Genomic DNA, 24,430 nt, shown 5'->3' with positions numbered 1-24,430 from the left:
ACGATGGCGGGCCCTATCACACCCGGCCCCAATTCGAGCATTACCATCTATCCGCGTTGAATCGACGAATTGCTCCCGTGCAAGCAGCTGAAGTTTGCAGAACTGCTATGCCATTGTGAATTGCTTCACAGCCCGACATCAACCTTTGCGGTATGAATACGCTGCAACGCGCGTGCCCGCCTCCCCGACGATTGGTTAGCCCGGCTCTTTTTTGAGAGGCCTAACATGGCGCCACCGAACTTCAACGAGACCATTCCGGACGAGATTGTCTCGACGCTGCTCCGGGCCACTTCGAACGCAAACGAGTGGCCCAAGCTCGCCCGATCACTTGCAACCATCCTGAGCAACTCGCGGCTGGACTGGCGTGATCTCGCGCGTGCGCTCGATCTGGTCAAAAATTCTCCAACTGCGAATGATCCGGGTCGGACCGCACAAATCCTGGACCGCGTCGCCATTCTTGCCATGCAGTTGAGCCGGGTCGAGGCCCATGTTCCGCGGTTTTCTGCGGACGTGCTGGAGTCATGCATCTCGGAAACGAAGCCGGAATTGATCTTGCGCAGGATGGTGGAGGCGCTGCGCAAGGACATTCAGTTCGATGTCTGCACATACAGCGAATATTATCGCGCTTCCGAAGGTGCCAACGACCAGACGTACGTTCAGTCGCGCTTCTCGCTCGATGGCGACGACGAGTTTTTCTGGCCTGCACGATGGATGACGATCCCCGCCGAGTTGGTTGCCTGGATCGAGGGTAACGAACGATACATTCCCGACATCGAGCGTTTCCGCGCACAACGTCCTGAGGCCCAGGCGTTGAAATCGCATAGGGTCGCAGAGGAATATGAACGACGAGGCATCACGAGCTTTCTCGTTGCCCCACGCATCGACGGCGGTCGGGTCACGTCGGCGTTGACGCTCGGACGCCGCGCGAAGGGCCAATATGAGGCTTTCAGCGAGCGCGACCAACAGCAGCTTGATGCGCTCCGGGTCGAGTTCGTCCTGCGCCGCGTGGGTGAAGCGTTCGAACGACAGACCGCCAACATGATCCAGGAGATCGCCGATCTGTTCACACCCAGCGCAGACCCGGCCGAGTTGGCAGAGAGTGCGGTGTCCAAACTTGGACGCGACTATCGTCTGGAATATGTTGCGCTGTTTAGGGTCAACCGCGCACGCGGCCTGTTCGAAGTCGCCGCGCAGTATAACCCAAACAAGAAGCTCACGATCGATCAGGACTATCATCAGGGGCTGGACGAAGGCATGCTCGGACAGGTTCTGGAACAGAACCGCGCACTGTATGCCCCCAACGTCCGCACCGATCCGCCCCCCTACAATTACAAGACGACCAATCCATCGCAGGCATCAGCGATGTGCCTGCCTATCCGCATGGGCCGCAAGGCGGAAGCAAACATCGAGTGGATACTGGATCTTGAATCGTCTCAATTCGACGCATTTCCGCCGCCCGAACAGATCGTCCTCAAATCAATCGTGGCCCAGGTGGACAGGTCGGTTCATCTCTGGTTCGAGGCAAGGTTGGGCAACGCCCTGTTGAACCTCGTAGATCAGGGCGTCGTCGTGCTCGGCGAGGAGACCCGCATCGAGCGCGCGAACGCCGCCGCCAGACGGCTGCTCGGGCTGCCGATGGACTTCGATCTGAATGCTCACAAAGCTTTCACGAATCTCGAAACATTCAGCGCCGATGAAATAACCCGCGCCATCATACGCGACGGCCATGCCTCTCGCGCCGGCGCGCATCTGCGATTGAAGGGTGCCGACGGGATCGAGCGCCGCGCCCTGGCGGGCAGTTCCTACCATGACACGGCATTCAACCGACGCGTCTGGCTGCTTGGAGATGCCGAGGAGAAGGAATGGATCGGGTCGCTTCGTTACATGGAGGCGGCTGTACGCACCGTGTCGGCGCAGTCTCACGGCCATCTGCGATTGGCATCCGCGCTGCTCCGCAACGCCCTGACCGAAATAGGGACAGCATCGGAGGCGCACAAGCTGATTGATCGTGCCATGCGCAGTATCGATACTGCCGATCTCAGCTATGAACGAATTGGCTCGGCTTACGACGTGATCCAGACGCCTCTAAGAGCTACAAGTCTGTCCGTCCTCGATCTGGTATCGACAATTAGGGTTTTCGTGGCCTCCCTTCCGCCGACCGATGGAGAGAGGGTCGAGCTGACGCTTCCGGATGGCTCGCTGATCGTGAAAGCCGATCCGCCGCGTCTATCATTCGCGCTGCGGTCACTGCTGGGCTATTTGCTGGCTTTCCAGTTGCCACAGATGCGGCTGTGCGTCTCGCTGTACCGATCGGCAAACTTTGCGGACGTTGACATTCGACTGATGGGCGTTCCGAGCAATCTGATTGCCCGGCTCGGGTCTCCTTCCGAAACCGAGTGCGCCACGATAAGCGACAAGATTGCTTATGCCGAGGCGCGAGCAGTGGCTGCAGCCGAACATGGACTGGAAGTGGTCAAAACCGTCTTTGAAGCGCATGGCGCAAAATTGCATCAGGAGTTTCAGGACGACGGTACAGCCTGCTTCAACATCGGCGGACTTCAGCTCACCTCCCAATCATCGGTCACCGGAACGGCAGCGGGTTAGTATTTGGTAGTGAACGGAGTGCCACATGACAAATTTGCTGGTGGTCTCGCCTACACCCGTGTGGAAGGAATATCTTCGCCACGAGCTTCCACCTGGAGGATTGAAGGTCTTCGAGACAGCGTCGTGTCACTCGGCAGGCTTGGAACTGCGAAACGGACAAAATGGTCCGTTTAACGGCGTACTGCTCGACTGCAGTCCAAGCCTGGGCCGCACCCAAGAGCAAATTGCGCTGGAGGTGACGGACCTCCTGACTGACCTACGGCTCGGAGATACGCCCGACACGATCCCGATAGTTGTATGGCTTCCACATCCGTCCGAGCACCTTTCCCGTATTGTGAGCCGCTTCAAGAACACCGCGCTGCTTTCCGAGGACAAGCTCCAGGCGATCCAGAGAGCACTCTCCGCGGCCTCCGGTGGCTCGAACAAGATACCTGAATTCGCCAGAATCGAGCTCGACATAGGCGACGGCAGCCTGCGTTCGTGCGTCATCGTCGACGGCAAGGGCGTGATCAGCGACACGCATCGATCGACGGTGATGCGCCCAAGACTCAAGGACCTTGAAGAAAAATTCAGCAAGTGGGCGCTCTGGCAGCGCAACGGGAACGAGGTCCGCTATACCGATTATTGGAAAGGGACGTTGATGGAGGCAGGAAAGCAGCTCGCCGAGGAGCTTGCCTATGACGAGCTGAGCGACAAGGTCGCCGAATGCATGCAGCACGTCAAAGAACTGGGCAACATCCACTTCCGGTTCAGCCTGCTCGAATCGGATACCGAGGTCTCCCATCCCTACGCACATGTTCCGTTCGAGCTCCTCTACGATTCGAAAAAGGCGGAATATATCCGATCCCTTGCGCCGGTCGCCAGACGGATTTGCCTCAAGTCCGCGACGTTGACTGCCACGCCGTTATCGCAGGCGCAGTCTTTCAATGGCCCGATGCTCTTCATCAAATCTGACGCGCACGGCTTGTGCGACATCCCGAACGTCAACGGACAACCGCGATCGACTTTCGATCGGCTCAAATCTCTCGACCAAGAGCTATCGATCGTAGAGCAGGCCCGGTCGAGGAGCGGCCGATCCCCAGTCTGCCTTGCAGATCTGCTCCCTGGAACGGACGGGCATGCAATCGTCGCAGAGGCGCTTGCGCCTGGCTCCGCCGGTACTTCCGCCTTGCAGATCGTTCACTTCGCGGGACACAGCGTCCAGGCGGACGACGGCACCGTCTATTTGATCCTGCCAACCAGCACTGTCGGCAAAGCGGCGGCCCTTGCAATCGGCGACTTTGCAAAATGGGCCAGAGGCGCCGGCGTTCAGCTCGTGCTGCTGTCATCCTGCGAGAGCAGTTCTCCCGAAGCGGTCTTTCGGCTGGCCCAATTCGGCATACCGGCCGTGATCGGCTTTCGATGGGAGGTCAACGACAAGGAAGCACCGTGTTTCACCGAGCATCTTCATCATTTGCTCGCAGCCGGAAAGCCCTTGGCGCGCGCATTTCACCAGGCCGTGTCCGCCGTCAAATCACGCTTTCCGGCCACGCCGACCTTCGCTTCGCCGATGCTGGTCATGCAGAACGATGAATGGACCATCTGAGAAAATCATCGAGGGTAGTCATGAAGATACTTTCATTGCTGGGGTTCCAGAAGAAGATCGAGGAAATCCGAGGCGAGCAAACGGTCCCTCGCCTTGTCGAGTGGATCGACGCTAAGCGAATCGTCAACGATCCCAAGCAGGATCTGATCGACGGCAAACCTTTTGTTCCCGGCGATTGCTATTTCGAGCTCAGACTCGCTGGATTGCATCTGAAGGACTCCCGCCGCCTGGCGCAACAGCTGCTACCGCTATGCGTTTGCCTCGCCGAATTCCGCCAGTCAGGGTCGCAGCAGACAGTTCCGTTTTCTCTCGGTCCTGACACCATTCGGCAACGACTGCAGCAGCTTCCCAAGGGGGCCGACGGCGCAGATCAGCCTCATTCGAGGTGGGTGGAGCTGCGCGATATCGAAATCGTACGGCCCACCCCGATGTCGCTCGACAATCTCGATGCATTCATCGGATTGTATGCGGTACCGGGCGACGATATCGCACGCACACTTCTGAACGTGATGGGAACGATCGGCCAGGCATTCGGCGGCGCAATCTCGCCCGCGCTCGCCGTTGCCGAAAAGGTCTATGACGGATTTACCACCTTGCTCGGCGTGAAAGGTGTCACGCCGGAAGTCGAGGCGATGCACGGCGACCTGCTCAAGGAGAGCGGCTATCTGCTGATTTCGAACGCGCCGGAGAACTCTCCCTTCAAGGGAAAATTGTTCGTGTCGGGCGGCCGGCTGCGTGAAGGGGACAAAGCCGATTCCGCTCTGGTCACCGGCTTTGACTATTGCCTGCTCGCGGTCCAGCGGCGCGACACGCTGATCGACGCGAGCAATACCGCGCCCGATCTTTTCGGGGGACTCTGGGCAAGTGTCATCAAGGCGTTCGAGGAGTCGGACGCTGCGGCAGCGGCGGCCTTCAAGCGGCTACAGCGGACCATCTACGGCTCTGGGGATCTGATCGCTCGAGATCGCGACGCTCTCGTCGCAGGCTATCTCGTCGAATACAGGAAAGCGATAGCAGTTCTGGGAACGGCGAAAGATGACGGCATCGTACTCCGCGGTCCTGGACGCAACGAGCTTTTGGCGGCCGTCGAGCCGATCTCCTCCTTTTTCCAGCTGCTCGCCGAAGATCCGGCGTCGGAGATCAGCGATACCGATCGCAAACAGCTGACGTCGGGTGCGGGCGCGTGGCAACAGGCCGCATCATTCCGCTCGCAGTTCGAGCAACAACCAGCGGGCTCCGTCGCCGACCTCGTCATCCGCGCGATGCGCTGACGCGGTGAGATACGGACTGGTCTGCATTGCGTCGGGGGCTCTCCGGGGTGCGTCGGCCGGTGGCCGAGTCCAAAGCGATCTGAAGGCGATCCCGATCTCAGGAATGCGCGCTTGGCGGACGGCATGCACGCCGACGTTTGGGGCACCGTTAGTGGACGGGGCGATCTGCCGGAAACCGATCAGACACCGGCAACCGGCTGAAATCCTTGGTCATTCCGTCAAACCGGCGCCCCTTCCCGCGGCTCCCGCGTTAACGCCGCGTCCATCTTCGTTCTGCATAGTTTTGCATTAAATTCGAACGACCCCGCTCACCGGCCGTCTCAGGCCATTCCGGGCCCCTGAACACCATGACATCAGACCGATCTGGGAATGCCGCCAAGCTGGCCGGCCGTTTCACGCTTGCCGCCAAGCTCTATGCGATCTTCGCGCTGTTCGCGCTGCTGACGGCGGCGATCGCGATGCTGTCCGACTACAACAGCCGCCGCGGCGCCGACCTGACCAGCGCGATCGAGACGGCGAACGCCGCCGCGCTGAACGTCGAGCGCGTCAACTCGCTGGTCTACGCGGTCGTGATGGAATCGCGCGGCGTCTACATGTCGACCGAGCCCGCCGTGGTGAAGAAATACGGCGAGGGCCTGCTCAAGTTCAACGAGCAGATCCTTGATGTCGTGAAGCGCTGGGCGACCATCGTCAAGGCCGACGATGCCGAGCAGTTCGCCACCTTCAAGAAGCGCATCGAGCAGTTCGTCGAGTTCCGCAAGGAGCTGGTGCGACGCGGCGTCGAGATCAACGCGGCCGCGGGCCGCGAATGGGGCGACAACGACGCCAACCGCGCGGTACGCTCGGCGCTGAACAAGGACCTCGAGGCGCTGTCCAAGGTCTATGCCGGGCGCGCCAAGCAGATCGCGCACGAGACGGAGACCAATCGCACCCTGTCCTTCGTGCTGACCTGCCTCGGCGGCGTGGCGCTGGCCCTGGTCGTGATCGGCATCGTCATCATCGCCCGCTCGGTCGCCCGGCCGCTCGCCGCGATCACCGCGACCATCAAGCAGGTCGCCGACGGCGCCGAGCATGTCGTGGTGCCGCACTCCGACCGCGCCGACGAGATCGGCGCGCTCGCGCGCGCGATCCAGGTGTTCCAGGAGGCCATGGGCCGCAACCGCAACCTCGCCTCCGAGGTCTCGCAGGGCTCCGCGGCCCGCGAGGAGCGCGCGCGTCATATCGAACAATCCGTCGAGCAGTTTCGCGGGGCGATCGGCGCGATCATGCGCGGCCTCGGCGACAACGCCTCCACCATGCGCGAGACCGCGCAGACCATCACCCGCGTCACCGCCGATGCGAGCAGCCGCGCCGACACGGCAGCAAACGCCACCGAGCAGGCCTCGCACAACGTCACGGCCGTGGCCGGCGCGGCCGAGGAACTGTCGGCCTCGGTGGTGGAGATCGGCCGCCAGGTGCGGCAGAGCGCCGGCGCGGTCGAGCAGACCGGCCAGCGGACCGAGAAGTCGATCTCCGAGATCGAGAGCCTCGCCGCAGCCACGCAGCGCATCGACGGCGTGCTGAACCTGATCCAGGCCATCGCCGAGCAGACCAATCTGCTGGCGCTCAACGCCACCATCGAAGCCGCGCGCGCCGGCGAAGCCGGTCGCGGCTTTGCCGTGGTCGCCCACGAGGTGAAGGCGCTCGCGGGCCAGACCGCCAAGGCCACCGCGGAGATCAGCGAGAACGTCGCGATGATCCAGGCCTCGACCCGCAACGCGGTCGATGCCGTGCGCGAGATCGGCGGCGCGGTGCGCGAGATCAACGAGGTCACCTCCGCGATCGCCGGCGCCATCGGCCAGCAGGACGCCGCCACGCGCGAGATCTCATCCAACGCGCAAAGTGCTGCGCAAGGCAACGAGACGCTGGTCGCCAACATCACCTCGCTGCGCGACGCCATCGGCGAGACCGATACGGCTGCATCCTCGGTGCTGACGGCCGCGAGCAGCCTGACCGAGACGGCGGACACGCTGTCACGGGAGGTGGAGAAGTTCTTCCAGAATTTGCGCGCAGGCGCGGCGGACGGGCGTATCGCCAAGGCGGGGTGATCGAGGCGGGATGACGGCGCATCCGCCACGAACACCGTCGCCGAAAACGGCCAACCAGCTCGCGCGTCATTTCCCGTCGAGGAACGCGCGCACCTTGCTCACGGTCTGCGCCGGCTGCTCCTCCATGATCCAATGTCCGGAGCCGGTGATGATGCCGCCGTCGACCTTGGTGCCGACCTCGCGGATGACCGCAGCTTGCTGATCGCCGAAGGACTTTTCGGCGCCAAGGGCGAGGATCGGCATGGTCAACTTGGTCGCGGCGAAAGCCTTGTTGTCCGTCGCGTCCTTCGCGAACGCCGCGAACTGCTCGAAGGCGTAATGCATGTTGCCGGGCCGCGCGTAGAGCTTTGCGTAATGATTACGCGTCGCCTCGTCGATGGCCTTGGGATCGGCCGACAGGTCGTTGTAGAACCGGTCGAGATAGATGCGCTCGCGGCCCTTGACCAGGCGATCGACGTCGGGGCCGCGGAAGTTGAAATGCCACAGCATGGGGCTCTTCAGGATCTCGTCCCAGGGCCCGATGCCGGGCAGCGGCGCGTCGATGACGACCCATTTGGTGATGCGATCGGAATATTGCGCCGCGAGCGCATAGCCCACCATGTTGCCGATGTCGTGCGTCACGAGATCGGCTTTCTGGACGTTGAGCTTGTCCATGACCATGGCGATGTCGACGCCCTGGTTCTTCTTGTCGTAGCCGCCCGCGGGTTGCGACGACAGCCCCATGCCGCGCAGGTCCGGAACGATCACCGTATGGTCCTTGTAGAGCGCCTTGGCGAGCGGCGCCCACATGTCGCCGGTATCGCCGAAGCCGTGCAGGAGCACGACCGCCGGACCTTTGCCGCCGACGCGGACATGCAGGGTCGCACCATTGACCGAGATGCGCTCGATCCTGAAGTCTGAGGGAAAGGGTTCGACTGCTGCAAGAGCCGATGGGCCGCTCATGATCAACAGGATCAGGAGAGAGACAAAAATGGCCGCGATGGATCGCGCGCCGGATGACCGGCCGGCTGGGGCAGAACTGTGCATTGTCGCGTTGCTCGCTGATATGCCGAGCGCAACAACGTCGGCAGTGCCTGCATCACATTATTCGCCGCACCATAAAGCACCATGCTACCTTTGGGCAACTGGGGTTGCCTGATAACGCGAGACCGCCTCATTCGTGAGGCGGCGGCGCCTGGTTGAGGAGCTGCGACACGGCTGTAACGAGTTGGGCTGGTGCGAAAGGCTTTTGCAAGAGCAGGCTGTTCGGCACACCGTGCGAAGGCCACTGATCGGCACCGGCCCCGCTCATGTAGATCACCGGAAGGTCGGGATTGAGTTCTCTGGCGCGTTTCGCAACGTCCCATCCCGTGAGCGCGCCTTGCAGATGAATGTCCGTGACCAGCGCGCGGTAATTGCTCTCGTCGCCCTGGAGCAGGGTCACAGCCTCTTCCCCCGATGAGGTAACCTCGCTTTCAAAGCCGCCCTCGGAAAGCGCGCCCTGGACCATATCCTGAATGAGGAAGTCGTCCTCAACGACGAGAATCACCACGACCGAACCCTGCACGCCTTATCCCCCCAGCCCTCATCAAGCAGGCTTAAGTCCAAAAGTGAACATTTGTTCCTTTGGAGCCGAGCGCGCTTGGCCAGCCCGAACTTGCTTGCCACAACCTCAATGGGCAGATCGGCAACTCCTTCAATCACGAGATGATCGACGCGTCGCCTCACGCGCGGAGCAGGTGCAGCCTCGACGTCACGGTTCGCGCCGCCACGGCGCGCGACATGCATTGCATTCACATGCAAGCGCAGACAGCGGACGCTGGCTCTATCCCAGCACCCCGCCCCGCTTGATCAGCTCTTTCCCGACAGCAGCCAGATGCACCTGGTCCGGTCCGTCGCCGATGCGGATGAAACGGGCGTAGACGTAAGCACGCGCCAGGAACGTATCCTGCGAGACGCCGGCGGCGCCGTGGATCTGGATGGCGCGGTCGATGACGCGGGCGGCCATGCCGGGCACGACGATCTTGGCCGCCGCGATCAGGTCGCGCGCGGCCTTGTTGCCCTCGCGGTCCATCTTGTCGGCGGCCTGAAGCGTGAGCAACCGTGCCTGCGCGATCTCGCAGAAGGAGTTGGCGATGTCCTCGCGCACCGAGCCCTGCTCGGCAAGCGGCTTGCCGAAGGCCACGCGGGAGACGGCGCGCCGGCACATCAATTCGAGCGCGCGCTGGGCGCAGCCGATCAGCCGCATGCAATGGTGGATGCGGCCGGGGCCGAGCCGGCCCTGCGCGATCTCGAAGCCGCGGCCTTCGCCGAGCAGGATGTTCTCGGCGGGCACGCGGACGTTCTCGTAGACGATCTCGGGATGGCCGCTGGGGGCGTCGTCATAGCCATAGGTGAGCATGTCCCTGATGATGCGGACGCCCGGCGTGTTCCGGGGCACCAGGATCATGGATTGCTGGCGGTGACGGTCGGGATCGTCGGGCGCGGTCTTGCCCATCACGATCAGGATCTCGCAATCCTCGTTCATCGCGCCTGACGTGAACCATTTGCGGCCGTTGATGACGTAGTCGTCCCCGTCACGCGTGATGGCGCACTGGATGTTGGTGGCGTCGCTGGAGGCGACCTGCGGCTCGGTCATCGAGAAGCCGGAGCGGATCCGCCCCTCCAGCAGCGGGTTCAGCCAGCGCTCCTGCTGCGCCTTGGTGGCGTAGTTCGCGAGCACCTCCATGTTTCCGACGTCGGGCGCGGAGCAGTTGAAGACCTCAGGTGCCCACAGGATGCGGCCCATGATCTCCTTCACGGGCGCATATTCGAGATTGGTGAGCCCCGGTCCGTGCTCGCCGGAGAGAAACAGATTCCACAGCCCCTGCTCCCGCGCCAGCCGCTTCAGGTCCTGCAGCACCGGCGGCGTCTTGTAGCGCGAAGCGTCCGGCTTCACCTGCTCGTAATAGAGCTCCTCGACCGGCTCGACATGGGTGCGCATGAACTGCCGGACGCGGTCCTGCAGCTCCAGCGAACGGGCGGAGTGTTGAAAGTCCATCTTCGATCCTCCCGCTCGCCGACGCGCGCGTCAGTCCAGTAGGGTGGGCAAAGGCGCACTTGCGCCGTGCCCACCACCTCTCTTGATCGCAAAATTTCGTGGGCACGCTTCGCTTTGCCCAACCTACGCTTCCGAGTTCGCGGAGAGAGCCCCGCGCCTCACGTTCCGCGCAACAGCTCGCTCGCGACCACCCAATCATTGCCGTCAAATTGCAGCATATAGCCGTCCTTGATCGGACGGAAATCCTGCGGCGTGGTGTTCAGCGTGATGCCCGGCATCAGCAGCGACAGCGGCACGTTCTTCAAATTCGCGGCCTGCGCCATGATGTTCTCGCGCGTCAGATTGTCCTTGCACTGCTTCAGCAGAACCACCAGCGCCTCGGCGACGGTGTAGCCGTAGAGGCCGGCGACGTTGTTGACGTCGGCGTTGGGCAGCCGCTTCTTCATGAAGTCGATATAGGCCGTCATCGCAGGGTCGTCCTTCGGCTGCTCGACGAAGGGCTTGAGCGAGCCGAGCGAGAGCACGCCCTTGCCCGCCTCGAGTCCCGCCGGCACCATCACGGTCGCCTTGTTGGCGCAGCCGCTGGCGAGGAAGCGCGTCGGCTGCCAGCCGACCTCGTGCGCTTTCCGGATGGCCTGCGCGCAGGCGCGCGGCGTCACCGAATAGATCATGAAGACGTCGGCCTTGGTGTTGGCCAGCGTCAGCACTTGGGAATCGACCGTGGGATCGGCCACCTCGAAGCTCGAGGCCATCGCGATCGCCTTGTCGGCGTCGGCACCGAGCGCTTCCTTGACCCCGCGAAGATATTCCTTGCCGGCGTCATCGTTCTGGTACAGCACCGCGAAGCGCGCATTGGGGTTCTTGGCGCGGGCATAGGCGACGTCGATGGCGGCCTCGCTGGTGTAGTTCGGCGCCCAAGGCAGCGCCATCGACCAGGGCATGTTGGCGGGATCGTTCCATTTCGAGGCCGAGCTGATCAGGAACAGCTGCGGGACCTTGTTGCTGTTGAGATATTTTGCGATCGCCGAGCTCGGCGCCGTGCCCATGGTCGCGAAGATGAAGGCGACGCCGTCGCCTTCGACCAGGCGCCGCGCGGCTTCCATGGTCTTGGGCGGCGAGAACGCATCGTCCAGCGAGATCAGATTGAGCTTGCGGCCGCCAACCCCGCCCTTCTCGTTGACGTCGTCGAAATAGGCCGCGATCACCTTTCCCGTGATGCTGAGCGGCGAGGCCGGCCCGCTATACGGCATGGTGTTGCCGATCTTGATCTCGGTATCGCTCACGCCGGGACCGTAGGATTTTTGCGCGGAGACTGGCGTGGACAGGCAGGCGGCAGCGAGCGCTGCGGCCAGGGCCAAGGCGGCTTTCATGGTTTCTCCCCGGTGATCATCGTCCGCGCGAGGCGGCCGCACGGCGCGCTGCTTTTTGTCAGCACGTCAGCTCAGCGGACTTCGGCAAGATGGTCTTGCGTCGAGTTGCTGATGACGTTGCGGCCTTTCAGCGTGGGAGCGACGCCGCCTTGTGCACGTCGAGCACCGCCTGCGCCCATTCGGCAGGGCGCTCCTGCGGCAGATTGTGACCGGCATTTGTGAAGACACGCCGCTCGAAGGGGCCCTCGAACTTGCGCGCGTGATGGGCAGTGCCGGGATTGACGCCGTCGCTGTCGCCGTCAATCGCGATGGTCGGGACGCGGATCGGGGGCTGCCTTGCGAGCTTCGCCTCGATTCCCGCATAGGCGGGGTCGCCTTCCACCAGAGCGTAGCGGTGGCGGTAGGAGTGGATCACGATTTCGACGAAATCAGGGTTGTCGAAGGAGGCGGCGCTTCTCTCGAACGTCGCGTCGTCGAACGCCCATGTCGGCGACCACATCGTCCAGAGCTGGCGGGCAAAGCCGCGCCGGTTGCGCTCCAGCGCGCGGCGGCCACGCTCGTTGTGAAAGAGATATTGATACCAGAGCGCAGCCTCCTCCGGCGGCGAGGCTGGCTCCATGGCGCGGGCGATGTTCTGGATGTTGTAGGAATTTCCGGAGACGAGCCCGATCACCCGCTCCGGATGGAGCGCAGAGACCACGCAGGCCGCCCGCCCGCCCCAATCATAACCGCCGACGACGGCACGCTCGATGCCGAGCGCGTCCATGAAGGCCAGCAGATCAGCCCCGAGCGCCGCCTGCTCGCCCGAGCGCGGCGTGTCCGGGAAGCGAAACCGGGTCGGCCCATAGCCGCGCAGCCAAGGCACCAGAACGCGCGCGCCGGCCTCGGCCATGATCTGGGCGGTCTCAGCATAGGCGTTCACGTCATAGGGAAAGCCGTGACCCATGATGCAGGGCCAGCCGTCTGGCGCGCCGTATTCGCGATAGGCGACGTCGAGGACGTCCGTGGTCACTGACTTTTGTCGCATGCTGCCACCTTTTTTGCTCAGCATAAACCGGCCGCCGCGAATGATCCAATCTCCCTTTTGTTAGATCGCTCATTCACGGTCCATGATCCAACGTGCGGCAATTGTCGTTTCCACTGAGGAAAGCTGCAACCATGCGCCATAGCTGCCGTTCACCTCGATGTTGCGGTACAATTCAGGCCCCGGGGCACTCGTGGAACAAAGCACGACGAAGGATATCAGGCACCTCGTGATTGTTCTCGGCGATCAACTCGATGCCGACAGTGCGGCATTCGATGGCTTCGATCCGGAACGCGATGTCGTGCTGCAGATGGAGGTGATGGAGGAAACGTCATACATCCCCCAGCACAAGAAACGCATCGCCTACTTCCTTGCCTCGATGCGCCACTTCAGGCACGAACTCGTCGCCCGCGGTCGCCGCGTGCACTATGTCGAGATCGACGATCCCTCGAATACCGGGCGATTCGAGACCGAGATTGCCAGGGCCCAGCGCGCATTCAGGCCGCAGCGAACCGTCGTGCTCGAACCCGGCGATTGGCGTGTTGCCGAGATGCTGCGCCGCCTGCCCGAAACACCCGAAATGCGCGCCGACCGTCATTTCCTGTGCTCGAGGGAAGAGTTCGCGCGTTTCTCCGAGCAACATCCTCGCCCGGTGCTGGAGACATTTTATCGTGCCATGCGGCGCAAGACCGGCCTGCTGATGGACCGCGCGGGCCGGCCCGTCGGCGGTGCGTGGAATTTCGACCAGGAGAACCGCAAGGCCTTTGGCAAGATCGGCCCACCGATCCGCCGCGCCCAACCTGTGCTCCGGACCGGATCACGACCGACGTCCTGCGATTGGTCGAAAAGCGCTTCGCCGACAGTCCCGGCAAGATCGGCGATTTTGACCTTCCGGTCACGCGCGAACAGGCGCTGGCACAACTCGACGACTTCGTCAGCGAACGGCTTCCGCTGTTCGGGACCTATCAGGACGCCATGCGGTCCGGCGAACCTTTCCTCTTTCACTCCGTCTTGTCTGGACCGCTAAATCTCCACCGACTGCGCCCGCTCGAAGTCGTCGAAGCCGCGCTGCGCAACGAGAGCGCGCCGTTGAATGCCCTGGAGGGCTTCACGCGCCAGATCATCGGATGGCGGGAGTTCGTGCGCGGCATCTACTGGCAACGCATGCCGCACTATGCCGAGGAGAACGCGCTCGATGCCGACCTGCCGATGCCCAGATTCTACTGGACCGGCCATACGGACATGCGCTGTCTCGCCGATGCGATCGGCCACACCATCGACCATGCCTACGCTCACCACATCGAACGGCTGATGGTGCTTGGGCTGTTCGCCCTGCTCCTGGGAGTTCGGCCCTACGACGTACATCGGTGGCACATGTCGATGTTCTGGGACGCCATCGATTGGGTCTCGCTCCCCAATACGCTCGGCATGAGCCAGCATGGCGACGGCGGGATCGTCGGCACGAAGCCCTACGCAGCCTCCGGCAACTACATCAATCGCATGAGCGACCACTGCCGGCACTGCCGTTTCGATCCCAAGCTGTCCGTCGGAGAGGACGCCTGTCCCTTCACAACGCTGTACTGGAACTTCCTAGACAAACACCGGCGGCGGTTCGCGTCCAACGTTCGGATGAAGAATCAGTACAGCAATCTGGCGCGCAAGGACGGCGCAGAACTGCGTGCGATCCGACGCCAGGCGGCCACGATCGTCGAAAGCGTGACGTAAAGCAATGCTGCGAGGCATAGACATCGACGGCTTTAGCGACGCCCGACGAGATGGGACCTATCGCTGCGGTCCCGACAACGAGATGTCGCGCTCGGCGCGGAACACGTTGCTGTAGAGATTGGCGATCCATTGCCGGCCAATCTCGGTCTTGTTGAGATAGCCGATCTCGGTCTGGATGTGCGGTGCGACGCTGTTCCAGTAGAACTGTGGATAGCGGTTCACGATGTCGGCCGGTGAATCGTAGCCGAGCTGTCGATTCATGCCGACCTCCTCGAACTCGTAATAGAGCGCGTTGGCCTTGCGCAGATAGTTGGGATCGCCGAGCTGGCCGATGAAATCGGCGGCGCGCAGGATCGAGGCCTCGTCGTCGTATTCCTGGCCCTGCTGCGCGGGAAACCGCGTGCCCTCGATGGCGCGGGCGATGCGCTCCGGATCGAGTCCGGGAATATGCCGCAGCCGCCGGGTCACATAGAGCTTCGAGCGATCGACGTGATACATCATCAGGCTCGCGTCCGATGCACCGCGCGGTAGTGAGACCTTGGTGTTGGCCGCGTCGATGACGAAGCCGTCGGCGTCGTCCTCTTCGAACAGCCCGCGCACATAGCCGATGTCGTGGGCGAGGCAGGCGATCAGGACGTGGACGTAATCCTCGGCCGACAGATGGGTATGGAGACTCCGGCCGCGAAGAATGGCCTGGGCCGCCAGCGTCACCAGCATCGTATGCTCGATGTTGTGGTAGAGCGCATCGCTGTTACCGATGCATTCCATCGCGGTGCGGGTCGCGCTTGCGACGATGCTGGCAGAAGACTCATCGTACCGGCGACGCATGAACTTGCCGAGGAAATCCTCGAGGGATTCAGCCGCCAGTCTCGGCAACGTCATCATGGATGCAGCCCCGTTCGTCGGTGGTGTCCCATGGCCTCTCCCGACGTCTCATTCTTGTCCTCGACGCAACGGAAAGCATAGCCCATCTTGGGCCGGCTGACCAAATTTCGGAGCAAAAATTCGTAAATTTGTTGCATTCCGCTGCGCAACATGCCGGTTGCTGCCGCAGATGGACACACCTTAGGAAGACCGCACAACACGGGGCCCCCGGCCCGGCCGCTTCACGGGGCGGACAGGATATCGGCGCCGTCCGCCGAGCGCGACAGACTTCTGGCCAGATAGAACAACTCGACCAGCTTGCCGCGTTTGCCCGCCAGCGAGAAGATGTATTCGGGCGTTTCCGCCTCGATTTCCGCGATCGCCACCTTGGCGATGCGATCGATACGGCTCGAGCCGTGCTCCCAGACGAAGCCGACACCGAGCCGATTGGCGACCGCCTCCAGCATTCCCTCGCGGGTGTTGACGACGATCGCCGGAGTGGCGCGCAGATTGACGGCGCGAAACGCCCTGTCCACGACGCGGTGGGTCGCGGAATCCCGGGTCCGAAACACCAGCGGATATTGCATCAGGCCGAGGGCGGACACGCGGGATTCCCGGCTGAGGTCGTGAAAGGGATGGCAGATCGCGACGACGCGCTGCTGCACGCAGGCCTCGCGCCGGAAGCGGTTGTCCTGCGGCACCTCCGGCAGCACGGCGACGTCAACGCGCTGGTCGACCGCGGCCGCCATGATCGCCGACCACCGCCGGCGGCAAGATCTACGCCCTGCCCTTCGCGATCTCCCTGCCGATCGTCTACGTCAATCTCGACCTGGTGAAACAGGCCGGCGGCGACGTCGACAATTTGCCCAAGAGCTGGGACGAACTGATCGCGCTCGCCAGGAACATCAAGGCGCTCGGCAACGACACCAACGGCGTCACCTATGCCTGGGACATCACCGGCAACTGGCTGTGGCAAGCCCCGGTCTTCGCGCGCGGCGGCACCATGCTCAATGCCGACGAGACCAAGGTCGCCTTCGACGGACCGGAAGGCAAGTTCGCCATCAACATGATCGCGCGGCTCGTCAACGAGGGCGGCATGCCCAATCTCGACCAGCCGTCGATGCGCGCGGCGTTCGCGGCCGGCAAGACCGGCTTTCACATCACCTCGACGTCCGACCTCAACAAGGTCACCCAGATGACGGGCGGCAAGTTCGCATTGAAGACGATCCCGTTCCCGGACGTGGCGTCCCCGAATGGCAGGCCGCCGGCCGGCGGCAACGTCGTGCTGATCCTCGCCAAGGACAAGGCCAAGCGCGACGCCGCCTGGGAAGCGGTGAAGTTCTGGACCGGCGCCAAGGGCGCCGCGATCATGGCGGAAACCACCGGCTACATGCCGCCCAACAAGGTCGCCAACGACGTCTATCTGAAGGACTTCTACGTCAAGAACCCCAACAACTACACCGCAGTCGGACAGCTCCCGCTGCTCACAAAATGGTACGCCTTCCCCGGCGACAACGGCCTGAAGATCACCGACGTGATCAAGGATCACCTCAACTCGATCATCTCGGGCGCCCGCGCCAGGGAGCCCGAGGCCGTCCTCGCCGACATGACCGCGGTGTGCAGAAGCTGCTGCCGAAGACCACCGGCACCGCGCGCTGAGCGTCACGACGCCGCAAACCACGGGGCGCCGCCGGCGCCCCGTGGCGCAGGAACGGGAAAGAACGATGAAGCTGCTTCACTTGAGCGACATTCACCTGACGGCACCCGGCTCGACCATGGGCGGGCGCGATCCGCGCGCCAATTTTGAGCGGGCGCTGGCTCATGCCTTGAAGGATCACCACGACGCCGGGTTGATGGTGATCACCGGCGATCTCTCGGATTGGGGCGATGCCGCCGACTATCCCTGGCTCAAGCAGCGCCTCGACGAATAGCCGCTGCCAGTCCGGCTCTGCATCGGCAACCACGATCGACGCACCGCCTTCCTCAGCGTATTCCCTGACCTCGCAGACGAGAACGGCTTCGTCCAGGGCGTGCACGATACGGCCGCCGGCCGCTGCCTGTTTCTCGACACCGCCCATCCGGAAACGCATGCCAGCCGTTATTGCGCGGATCGCCTTGGCTGGCTTGAGGCGCGGCTTGCCGAGCATGACGGGCCGTTCCTGCTGTTCATGCACCACAACCCGATGCCGGTGCATCTGGCCCCGCTCGATCAGATCCGCCTGCTCGACGACGCACCGTTCCAGCGTCTCGTCGGCCGCAACCGGTTGAAAATCCGTCACGTCTTCTTCGGGCATTGTCATTTGCCTTTGGCCGGTTCGGTCGCAGGCATTCCCGTCTCCTCGTTGCGCGGCACCAATCATGCGAGCTACCCGCTATTCTCCGAGACCAGGCTGCTGAGCGCGTCCGACCTGCCGCAGTCGTATGGTGTGGTATTTTGCGGGGAGGACTATGTGACCGTGCACATGGTGGAATACGGCTACGATGGTCCGATCCGCGTCGAAGGTTCGCCCGACTATCAGGCCTGGGATCGCGAGACCATGGTGCGGTGACCGGCGAGCGCCGACCGTTTCAAGCTGCCTGGCCTCATCAACCAGCTCTGCTTAGCAGACGTCCGAGATAGCCCTTCTATTGCGGTCGAGCCCCCGACCGGCTTGCGCTCAGGCAGAGTTCATTCGACACGATGAGGCGCAGTCCCCTGAGCTTGCCGCTCAGCGACGCGCGTGCCCTTGGGGTTGCAGCCGTTGCCGACCGAGGCATAGCGGCCGTGGTCACCGCGTGGGTTTGACTGCATTTCGTTGAGATCGATATCCCAATAGTACTCGCTCATTGGACGGCACCGCGGTGCAAGTTCACAGGGCGCCCGCGATCGAGAAGACCGCACTCCGCGGCCACATGAACTGGACAGAGATCAACAGTGAAGCTCAAGGAACTCGACACTTGATATCTATGCTTCGCGCATATACATTTGGCGTATGAAATCAGTTCGCAGCAGAAATATTCTCGGCGCGTTCGCCCTGATGGTTAGCGATAATATTGTCAGCGCTGCCTCTTCATTCTCTCCGGAGGCAGGCCCCACGGCTGCCGCGCTGGCGCTGCTTGACCACGAGCCAGGCCTTTCGATCCGCACGCTGTCGTCAGGGGTCGGGCTGTCGCATGCCGGAACAGTGCGGCTGGTCGACAGGCTGGTATCGGAAGGTCTGGTGGAACGGCGCGATCACGCTACCGACGGACGCACAAAGTCACTCCACCTTACTGCCAAAGGCAAGAAAGCAAGCGCTTCGGTCCTCAATGCGCGGGACGGGGTACTCACCCGTGCGCTCGCGACGTTGAGCGCGGACGAGTTGGCAACCCTGACTTCGCTGTCCGAGCGCGTGCTGCGCGCATGCCTGCGCGACGTCGAACATGCTTACAATATCTGTCGGCTGTGCAGCTACTCGTCCTGCGCTGACTGCCCGATCGAGGCCGAACTCGACCAACGTGGAGCACTCTGAACAGGACGACCCTATATCGGTTGTCCCAGGCCCATTTGCTCGAGATCGCTCGAGCCGACCCATCACCAACTTCGCATAGTTCAACCGGCGCATACTGCGCCCGCATGGCAACGATCGGCCGCGGGCGGGTGAAGCCCGGACGATTGGTGATTCCCAAGGCGAACGAAGCTCACCCGCGGAGATACGCCTGTTTCCGATCCAACAAATATATATGCGCCGCGCATAGACATAATCGAAAAGAAGTGTATGCTTCGCGCATACATCATGAAGAGAGTCCTTCAATGCCAAGCCTTACACCTTACTCTGCAGACGCAACCACTGGTCTTCCAGGAGCCACTGCCCTCTCACGCAGGGTCGTTGCTGCCGGCCGGGGCACCGCGCTCGCCGGCGTCGTCATCCCCTTGGTGATGATAGGGATTCTGAAATTCACGCAATATGAGATTGATGCGCTCAAGCCGCTCATTGGCGCCACGCCTTGGCTCGCATGGCTTTATGCCGTTCTCGGCTATGCCGGCACGAGCTATCTGCTGGGAGTCGTAGAACTCATTACAGCAGCCCTGTTCATTGCCTCCCCCTGGTCAGCTCGCGCCGGGCTGGCGGCCGGCACGCTGGGCGCGCTCACCTTTGCCGCTACTACATCGACATTGCTCGCGTTCCCGATCTGGGAACCGTCGCTGGGCGGATTTCCCTACCTGAATTTCATCGGCACCTTCCTCATCAAGGATGTGGCGCTGCTGGGTGTTAGCCTTGTCGTCCTCGGCGAAGGATTGGCCCGCAACGGCATCGGCGCACGCTGATGCATCCGCGATGCACGATTTGGCGATACGCGCTCGTTGTGTCGCCAGATCGGCTAGAGCAGTTCGATCGATCCGCCATGGCGCAGGTATTTGCGCTGCCGATCAGCTTCGTAGACGCGCATGGAACGCGCCGCAGCGTCTCCGAAGATCGTTGGGGCGAGTTGGTGACCGCTGCCCAGGCAAGCCAATGGCGGCGCGTAGAAGCGCCTGTCGTGACAGCCTGACGAACAACGGAAGACGTCCGTGCGGCAGCACAATCCTTGGAGGACTCATGACGCGCTTAATCTCCTATGCCTTCTTGATCGCGACAACAGCACTGGTGGCTTGTTATGCCGCCGCGGATGGCGACCACACCGGGCTGCCGGCGCCGGGGGTGAGCCTCGTCTTCAACGACCAGGGACAAGCGGCGCTTCCAAAGGGATACCGTCATTGGGTGCACACATACACCGCATGGGAAGCCATCGCGACCAGCTTCCTCAACGAAAAGATGACGCCAACGCCAGAGTTGCACAGCGTTTACGTCGAGCCGAACACCTACCGGATCTTCATGAAGACCGGGAAATGGCCGGAAGGTTCGCTGATGATCAAGGAATTCAGCACGACGAACACCGACCCCAATGAATGCAGCGGCCCTCCGGCCTACACCTGCAAGCTGGATACCAGCACGATCATCTTTCCCCATGAGCGTACCGGGATTGCCGTTATGCTGAAGGATAACAAGCGATATCCCAAGGAGCCGGGCGGCTGGGCCTATTTCAGCTTCGGGCATCAGGCGCCGCCCTATGAGAAGTTCTCCCCGGCGCGCGGCCACGCCCAGTGCGCCCAGTGCCACATCGACAACGTCGGCCCCAAGGATGACTATGTCTGGTCCGCGAAGCTGAACCAACCCGGTTTTCGCCGGGACGGCGACAACGTGAAGCTCAATCTCGAAGCCGCCCTGGCGGAGTAGTCAGTGCGATAACCACCAGGAGGTGCACAAAAGCGCACCTCTGGTCATTCCGCAATAAGGCGGTTGAAAAGCAGGGTTAGCAGGCTGCGCAAATGCCGCCGGCCCCGCGACAGATCGAAGGGGAGCGGACTGCGCCACAAGAGTGGTCCGGCCCTGGGCCGGGACTCACAGTTCATCCAAGATAGCAGACTTCCGCCTTGCATTGGTCAGCCGACGCTTAAGGGTACACGCCCTACTCCACCAGCAGCACGTCGACGGCGACGCCGAGCTTCTGCTTCGGCGAGCCGACGATGATACCGTCAACCGGCGAGACGTCGGAAAAATCGCGCCCGACCGCAAGCACGATATGGTCGTTGCCAACCAGCAGATCGTTGGTCGGGTCGAAATCGACCCAGCCAAGCTCCGCCCCGCACCACAGCGACACCCAGGCATGGGTGGCATCGGCGCCTTGCAGGCGCGGCTGGCCAGCCGGCGGAATCGTGCGCAGATAGCCGCTGACATAGGCGGCCGGGAGACCGAGCCCGCGCAGCCCCGCGATCATCACATGGGCGAAGTCCTGGCAGACGCCGTGTCGCTTGTCGAAGACCTCGTTGAGCGGCGTCGAGATCACCGTCGCCTTGGGGTCGTAGCGAAACTCGGTGCGGATGCGATGCATGAGATCGACCGCGCCCTTGAGGATGCCCGCGCCCGGTACAAAGCTCGTCGCCGCATAGGCGCTGACCGGACGCAGCACGGGCACGAGCGGGCTCGCGAAGACATAACCGACCGGCGAGGACGGCCCGAGGCTGGTGGCCTCGAAGGCGATGTCGCGGATGCTCTCCCAGGACGGGCTGACGGCGTCGCGCGCCGGCGGCTTGCGCGACACCGAGACACGCGAACGCGAATCGATGCGCAAATTGCGATGCGCCGCCTCGATCACGATGCTCTCCGTCAGCGTGCCAAAGAAGTCGCGGCGGACGTTGCGCTCGGACGGCCGCGGACGAATCTCGACCTTGTGCGAGATCAGCTCCTGGCCGCTGCCGCTCCTCGGCTCGAGTCGCAGCGTGCAGCGGGCGAAGCTGACCGCGCTCTCATACTCGTAGGTGGTGACGTGTCTTATGTCGTAGATCACGCCAGCCCCGTCAGCTTTTCAGGCCGGCTGGCATTGGTGCCGTGCGGGAAGTAATGCAGCCCGATCGCGTCGGCGAGGCTGAGCAGATCCTGCTCCAGCGCGAACAGGGTCTTGACTTCGAGTTTCTCGGCATCCGCGGTGGCCAGCATCGCCTGAACCGACACCGCAAGTCGCTGCGGCTGCTCGATCAGGCCATGCTCCTTCAGGCTGGGCAGTGCTGCGATATGCTCGTTCAGCGTCGTCACCTGGAACGCCACCGAGCGCGGATTGTAGGGATCGAGCACCGCGAGGTCGCGCACCGGCGCCAGGATCGGCGCCAGCAGATAGCGCGAGCGATAGGTGATCTGGGAATCCACCAGCGTCAGCAGGATGTCGAGATCCTCGTCGCCGGCCTCGTCATAGGCGAACTGCCGGGCGAAGCGCGCGGTGTTGATGGCACGCTCGGCGCGGCGGCCGACATCGAGGAAGCGCCAGCCGGCGGCGCGATTCATGTTTTCCTGCGCAAGACCCGCAAAGCTCGCAAGCTCCTGCAAGGTCAGTTCGGCCGCGCTCAGCACGCTGTCGTCGTCTTCGACCTCGTAGGAGAGCCGGTCGGCCATTTCGGTGATGACCTGCCAGGCATCTGGCGACAGCCGCTCGCGCAAGGAGGTCGCCGTGCGCTGTGCCGCGCGCACCAGCGACAACGCCGAGCCCGGCTGCTCCGTGCTCTGCAACGCTTCGGCGGCGATGCGCCCGGGCGTCGCGCGCGAGGCTTGCGAGATCGCGCCCCAGGCCACCAGCAGGCGCTGGATTCGTTCGGCCGATTGCAGCGAGGCCGCGGTGCCCTTGTTGGGGCCGCTCGGCGAGCCCACCGCCCGCACCAGCCGCAGCGTCGCTTCGGCGCGCTCGAGATAGCGGCCGAGCCAGAACAGATTGTCGGCGGCGCGGCTCGGCAGTACGCCGGCGATGCGGCGGATCCTCACCTTGTCGGTCGCCGGCAGCAGCGACGCGGTCGAGACCTTCTTCTCCGAGACCACCCAGACGTCGGCGGCGCGCGCACCGTCGCCCATCGACACGGCGCGCGCGTCCGGCTGCTCGGCAATCCGGCAGAAGCCGCCGGGCATGATCGCCCAGCCGTCCGGCGTTGCGGCGGCAAACACGCGCAGCACGAAGGGACGCGGCGTGAGCTGCCCGTGCTCCCACACCGGCATGGTGGAGAGACGCACCACCTCCTGGCCGACATAATCCATGCCGCGCGCGCCGATGGCATCGACCAGGCGTTGACGCCCGGCGGCGTCGAGCTCGCTGGCGAGCACCGGACCGTTGCTGTCGAAGCCGGTCACGCCGCGCCGGTAGGCGCCTTCGATCGCGACCTCGTCGAGCCGCGATAACACCTCGTCACGCGCGGATTTCTGACCGCACCACCAGGTCGCGATATGCGGCATCTTCAGCTCTTCGCCGAGCAGGCGGCGGCTGAGCGCGGGCAGGAAGCCGAGCAGCGCCCGCGCCTCCAGCACGCCCGAGCCCGGCATGTTGGCGACGACGACACCGTCCTTGCGCAGCACGTCGATCAGGCCGGGCACGCCGAGATGCGAGGAGGCATCGAGCTCGAGCGGATCGAGCGAATTGGAATCGACACGGCGCAGCAGCACGTCGAGCCGCTTCAGCCCCGCGACCGTGCGGATGTGGATGCGATTGTCGCTGACCGCGAGATCGTCGCCCTCGACCAGCAGGAAGCCGAGATAGCGCGCCAGCGTCGCGTGCTCGAAATAGGTCTCGCTGAAACTGCCCGGCGTGAGCACGCCGATGCGCGGCTCGTCGCGGTCGGCGCGCGCGCGAAGACTGTCGCGGAAGGCCTCGAAGAACGGCGCGACGCGCGGCACGTTCATCGACTTGTAGAGGTCGGAGAAGGCGCGCGACAGCACCAGGCGGTTTTCGAGCGCATAGCCCGCGCCCGACGGCGCCTGCGTGCGGTCGCCGAGCACCCACCAGCGGCCATCGGGCCCGCGGCCGACATCGGCGGCATAGAGCGAGAGGTAGCGCCCGCCCGGCGGCGGCACGCCACAGACAGGACGGAGATATTCGGGGCTGCCGGCGATCGCGCCCGCGGGCAGCGCGCCTTCGGCAACCAGCCGCCCCTCGCCATAGATGTCGCGCAGCACGCGCTCGAGCAACTCGGCGCGCTGGGTAATGCCGGCGGAGAGCTGCTTCCAGTCGGCCTCGTCGATCAGGAGCGGCAGATGGCTGAGCGACCAGGGCCGGTCGGCGCTGTCGCCTGGCGCCCGGTAGGTGACGCCGGCCTCGCGGAGGTGGCGGTCGGCCATGCCGAAGCGCCGCTCGACCTCATCGGTCGCAAGCGTGCCGAAGGCATCGAAAAAGCGGTTCCAGACCGGTCGCGGGACGCCGTCGGCGCCCAGGAATTCGTCGGGAATGCCGGGCAGGCGGCGATAGTCGCGGACCCATTGCGCAAGCCGGCGCTGGCCTTCACGCTGTCCTTGCGCCTTACCCGCCTTGTCCTGTTCGGCTGCGCCCTCGGCCATGCGCCTCTCCCTGC

The 24,430-nt window shown here is 63.4% G+C and carries 19 protein-coding genes and 1 pseudogene; 11 read left to right on the top strand and 9 right to left on the bottom strand.

Translation table 11 applies throughout. The features are described from left to right. Positions 1 to 225 precede the first annotated feature (225 nt). The 4 genes from C7G42_RS16605 (at position 226) to C7G42_RS16585 (ending at position 7,547) form a co-directional block, all read left to right on the top strand. Positions 226 to 2,604 (top strand): GAF domain-containing protein, encoded by a 2,379-nt coding sequence (locus C7G42_RS16605; RefSeq protein WP_106950033.1) that lies wholly within the window; start codon positions 226 to 228, stop codon positions 2,602 to 2,604. 25 nt (positions 2,605 to 2,629) lie between these two features. Beyond that, the gene (locus C7G42_RS16600; protein WP_106950032.1) at positions 2,630 to 4,189 is read left to right on the top strand and encodes a CHAT domain-containing protein; all 1,560 of its coding nucleotides are present in this window, start codon (positions 2,630 to 2,632) and stop codon (positions 4,187 to 4,189) included. A 20-nt stretch (positions 4,190 to 4,209) separates the two neighbouring features. Beyond that, positions 4,210 to 5,460, top strand: a complete 1,251-nt coding sequence (locus C7G42_RS16590; protein ID WP_147250259.1) for a hypothetical protein — start codon at positions 4,210 to 4,212, stop codon at positions 5,458 to 5,460. Between the two features lie 347 nt (positions 5,461 to 5,807). Continuing rightward, complete coding sequence (locus tag C7G42_RS16585; protein ID WP_106950029.1) at positions 5,808 to 7,547, top strand: methyl-accepting chemotaxis protein; 1,740 nt, start codon at positions 5,808 to 5,810, stop codon at positions 7,545 to 7,547. Between the two features lie 66 nt (positions 7,548 to 7,613). Here C7G42_RS16585 and C7G42_RS16580 read toward each other — a convergent pair whose 3' ends face one another. The 5 genes from C7G42_RS16580 to C7G42_RS16560 all read right to left on the bottom strand — a co-directional run bounded on the left by C7G42_RS16580 (position 7,614) and on the right by C7G42_RS16560 (position 12,963). Then, positions 7,614 to 8,489: an alpha/beta fold hydrolase gene (locus tag C7G42_RS16580; protein ID WP_245427761.1), complete on the bottom strand. Its 876-nt coding sequence runs from the start codon at positions 8,487 to 8,489 to the stop codon at positions 7,614 to 7,616. A gap of 211 nt (positions 8,490 to 8,700) precedes the next feature. Continuing rightward, on the bottom strand, positions 8,701 to 9,093 hold the full coding sequence (locus C7G42_RS16575) for a response regulator (RefSeq protein ID WP_106950027.1): 393 nt from the start codon (positions 9,091 to 9,093) through the stop codon (positions 8,701 to 8,703). Between the two features lie 258 nt (positions 9,094 to 9,351). Next, complete coding sequence (locus tag C7G42_RS16570; RefSeq protein WP_106950026.1) at positions 9,352 to 10,566, bottom strand: acyl-CoA dehydrogenase family protein; 1,215 nt, start codon at positions 10,564 to 10,566, stop codon at positions 9,352 to 9,354. Positions 10,567 to 10,724: 158 nt separating this feature from the next. Continuing rightward, the gene (locus tag C7G42_RS16565; protein WP_106950025.1) at positions 10,725 to 11,936 is read right to left on the bottom strand and encodes an ABC transporter substrate-binding protein; all 1,212 of its coding nucleotides are present in this window, start codon (positions 11,934 to 11,936) and stop codon (positions 10,725 to 10,727) included. 127 nt (positions 11,937 to 12,063) lie between these two features. Beyond that, positions 12,064 to 12,963 (bottom strand): alpha/beta fold hydrolase, encoded by a 900-nt coding sequence (locus tag C7G42_RS16560; protein WP_106950450.1) that lies wholly within the window; start codon positions 12,961 to 12,963, stop codon positions 12,064 to 12,066. Between the two features lie 157 nt (positions 12,964 to 13,120). Between C7G42_RS16560 and C7G42_RS16555 the strand changes: the two are divergent. Further along, a pseudogene (locus C7G42_RS16555) lies at positions 13,121 to 14,685 on the top strand (cryptochrome/photolyase family protein). Positions 14,686 to 14,742: 57 nt separating this feature from the next. Here C7G42_RS16555 and C7G42_RS16550 read toward each other — a convergent pair. Both C7G42_RS16550 and C7G42_RS16545 read right to left on the bottom strand, forming a co-directional pair. Then, entirely contained in the window at positions 14,743 to 15,570 is an 828-nt protein-coding gene (locus tag C7G42_RS16550; protein WP_106950024.1) for an HD domain-containing protein, read from the bottom strand. Between the two features lie 221 nt (positions 15,571 to 15,791). Next, the gene (locus C7G42_RS16545; RefSeq protein ID WP_245427759.1) at positions 15,792 to 16,298 is read right to left on the bottom strand and encodes a LysR family transcriptional regulator substrate-binding protein; all 507 of its coding nucleotides are present in this window, start codon (positions 16,296 to 16,298) and stop codon (positions 15,792 to 15,794) included. A 26-nt stretch (positions 16,299 to 16,324) separates the two neighbouring features. Here C7G42_RS16545 and C7G42_RS16540 point away from each other — a divergent pair, with 26 nt between their 5' ends. The 6 genes from C7G42_RS16540 (at position 16,325) to C7G42_RS16520 (ending at position 20,786) form a co-directional block, all read left to right on the top strand. Then, positions 16,325 to 17,356 carry an extracellular solute-binding protein gene (locus C7G42_RS16540; protein WP_349627533.1) on the top strand — a complete coding sequence of 344 codons (1,032 nt, stop codon included), beginning with the start codon at positions 16,325 to 16,327 and terminating at the stop codon, positions 17,354 to 17,356. Then, on the top strand, positions 17,274 to 17,480 hold the full coding sequence (locus C7G42_RS35825; RefSeq protein ID WP_349627529.1) for a metallophosphoesterase: 207 nt from the start codon (positions 17,274 to 17,276) through the stop codon (positions 17,478 to 17,480). The genes C7G42_RS16540 and C7G42_RS35825 overlap by 83 nt, the downstream gene beginning before the upstream one ends. 99 nt (positions 17,481 to 17,579) lie before the next feature. Continuing rightward, positions 17,580 to 18,098, top strand: coding sequence for a metallophosphoesterase family protein (locus C7G42_RS35820; RefSeq protein WP_245427755.1), 519 nt, complete (start codon positions 17,580 to 17,582; stop codon positions 18,096 to 18,098). A gap of 423 nt (positions 18,099 to 18,521) precedes the next feature. Beyond that, positions 18,522 to 19,040, top strand: coding sequence for a MarR family winged helix-turn-helix transcriptional regulator (locus tag C7G42_RS16530; protein WP_245427752.1), 519 nt, complete (start codon positions 18,522 to 18,524; stop codon positions 19,038 to 19,040). A gap of 281 nt (positions 19,041 to 19,321) precedes the next feature. Continuing rightward, complete coding sequence (locus tag C7G42_RS16525) at positions 19,322 to 19,837, top strand: DUF417 family protein (protein WP_106950023.1); 516 nt, start codon at positions 19,322 to 19,324, stop codon at positions 19,835 to 19,837. A 271-nt stretch (positions 19,838 to 20,108) separates the two neighbouring features. Next, positions 20,109 to 20,786, top strand: coding sequence for a cytochrome P460 family protein (locus C7G42_RS16520; protein WP_106950022.1), 678 nt, complete (start codon positions 20,109 to 20,111; stop codon positions 20,784 to 20,786). A 232-nt stretch (positions 20,787 to 21,018) separates the two neighbouring features. Here the strand turns inward: C7G42_RS16520 and C7G42_RS16515 are convergent, their stop codons facing one another. Further along, a complete protein-coding gene (locus tag C7G42_RS16515) occupies positions 21,019 to 21,897 on the bottom strand; it encodes a transglutaminase family protein (protein WP_106950021.1) in 879 nt (292 codons plus the stop codon). Beyond that, the gene (locus tag C7G42_RS16510) at positions 21,894 to 24,416 is read right to left on the bottom strand and encodes a circularly permuted type 2 ATP-grasp protein (protein WP_106950020.1); all 2,523 of its coding nucleotides are present in this window, start codon (positions 24,414 to 24,416) and stop codon (positions 21,894 to 21,896) included. Before C7G42_RS16510 ends, C7G42_RS16515 begins: the two co-directional genes overlap by 4 nt. Positions 24,417 to 24,430 lie beyond the last annotated feature (14 nt).

Source organism: Bradyrhizobium sp. MOS003 (assembly GCF_003020125.1).
Classification (GTDB): domain Bacteria; phylum Pseudomonadota; class Alphaproteobacteria; order Rhizobiales; family Xanthobacteraceae; genus Bradyrhizobium.
The sequence above is the reverse complement of the archived record's forward strand: the minus strand, read 5'-3'. Positions and strand labels throughout refer to the sequence as shown.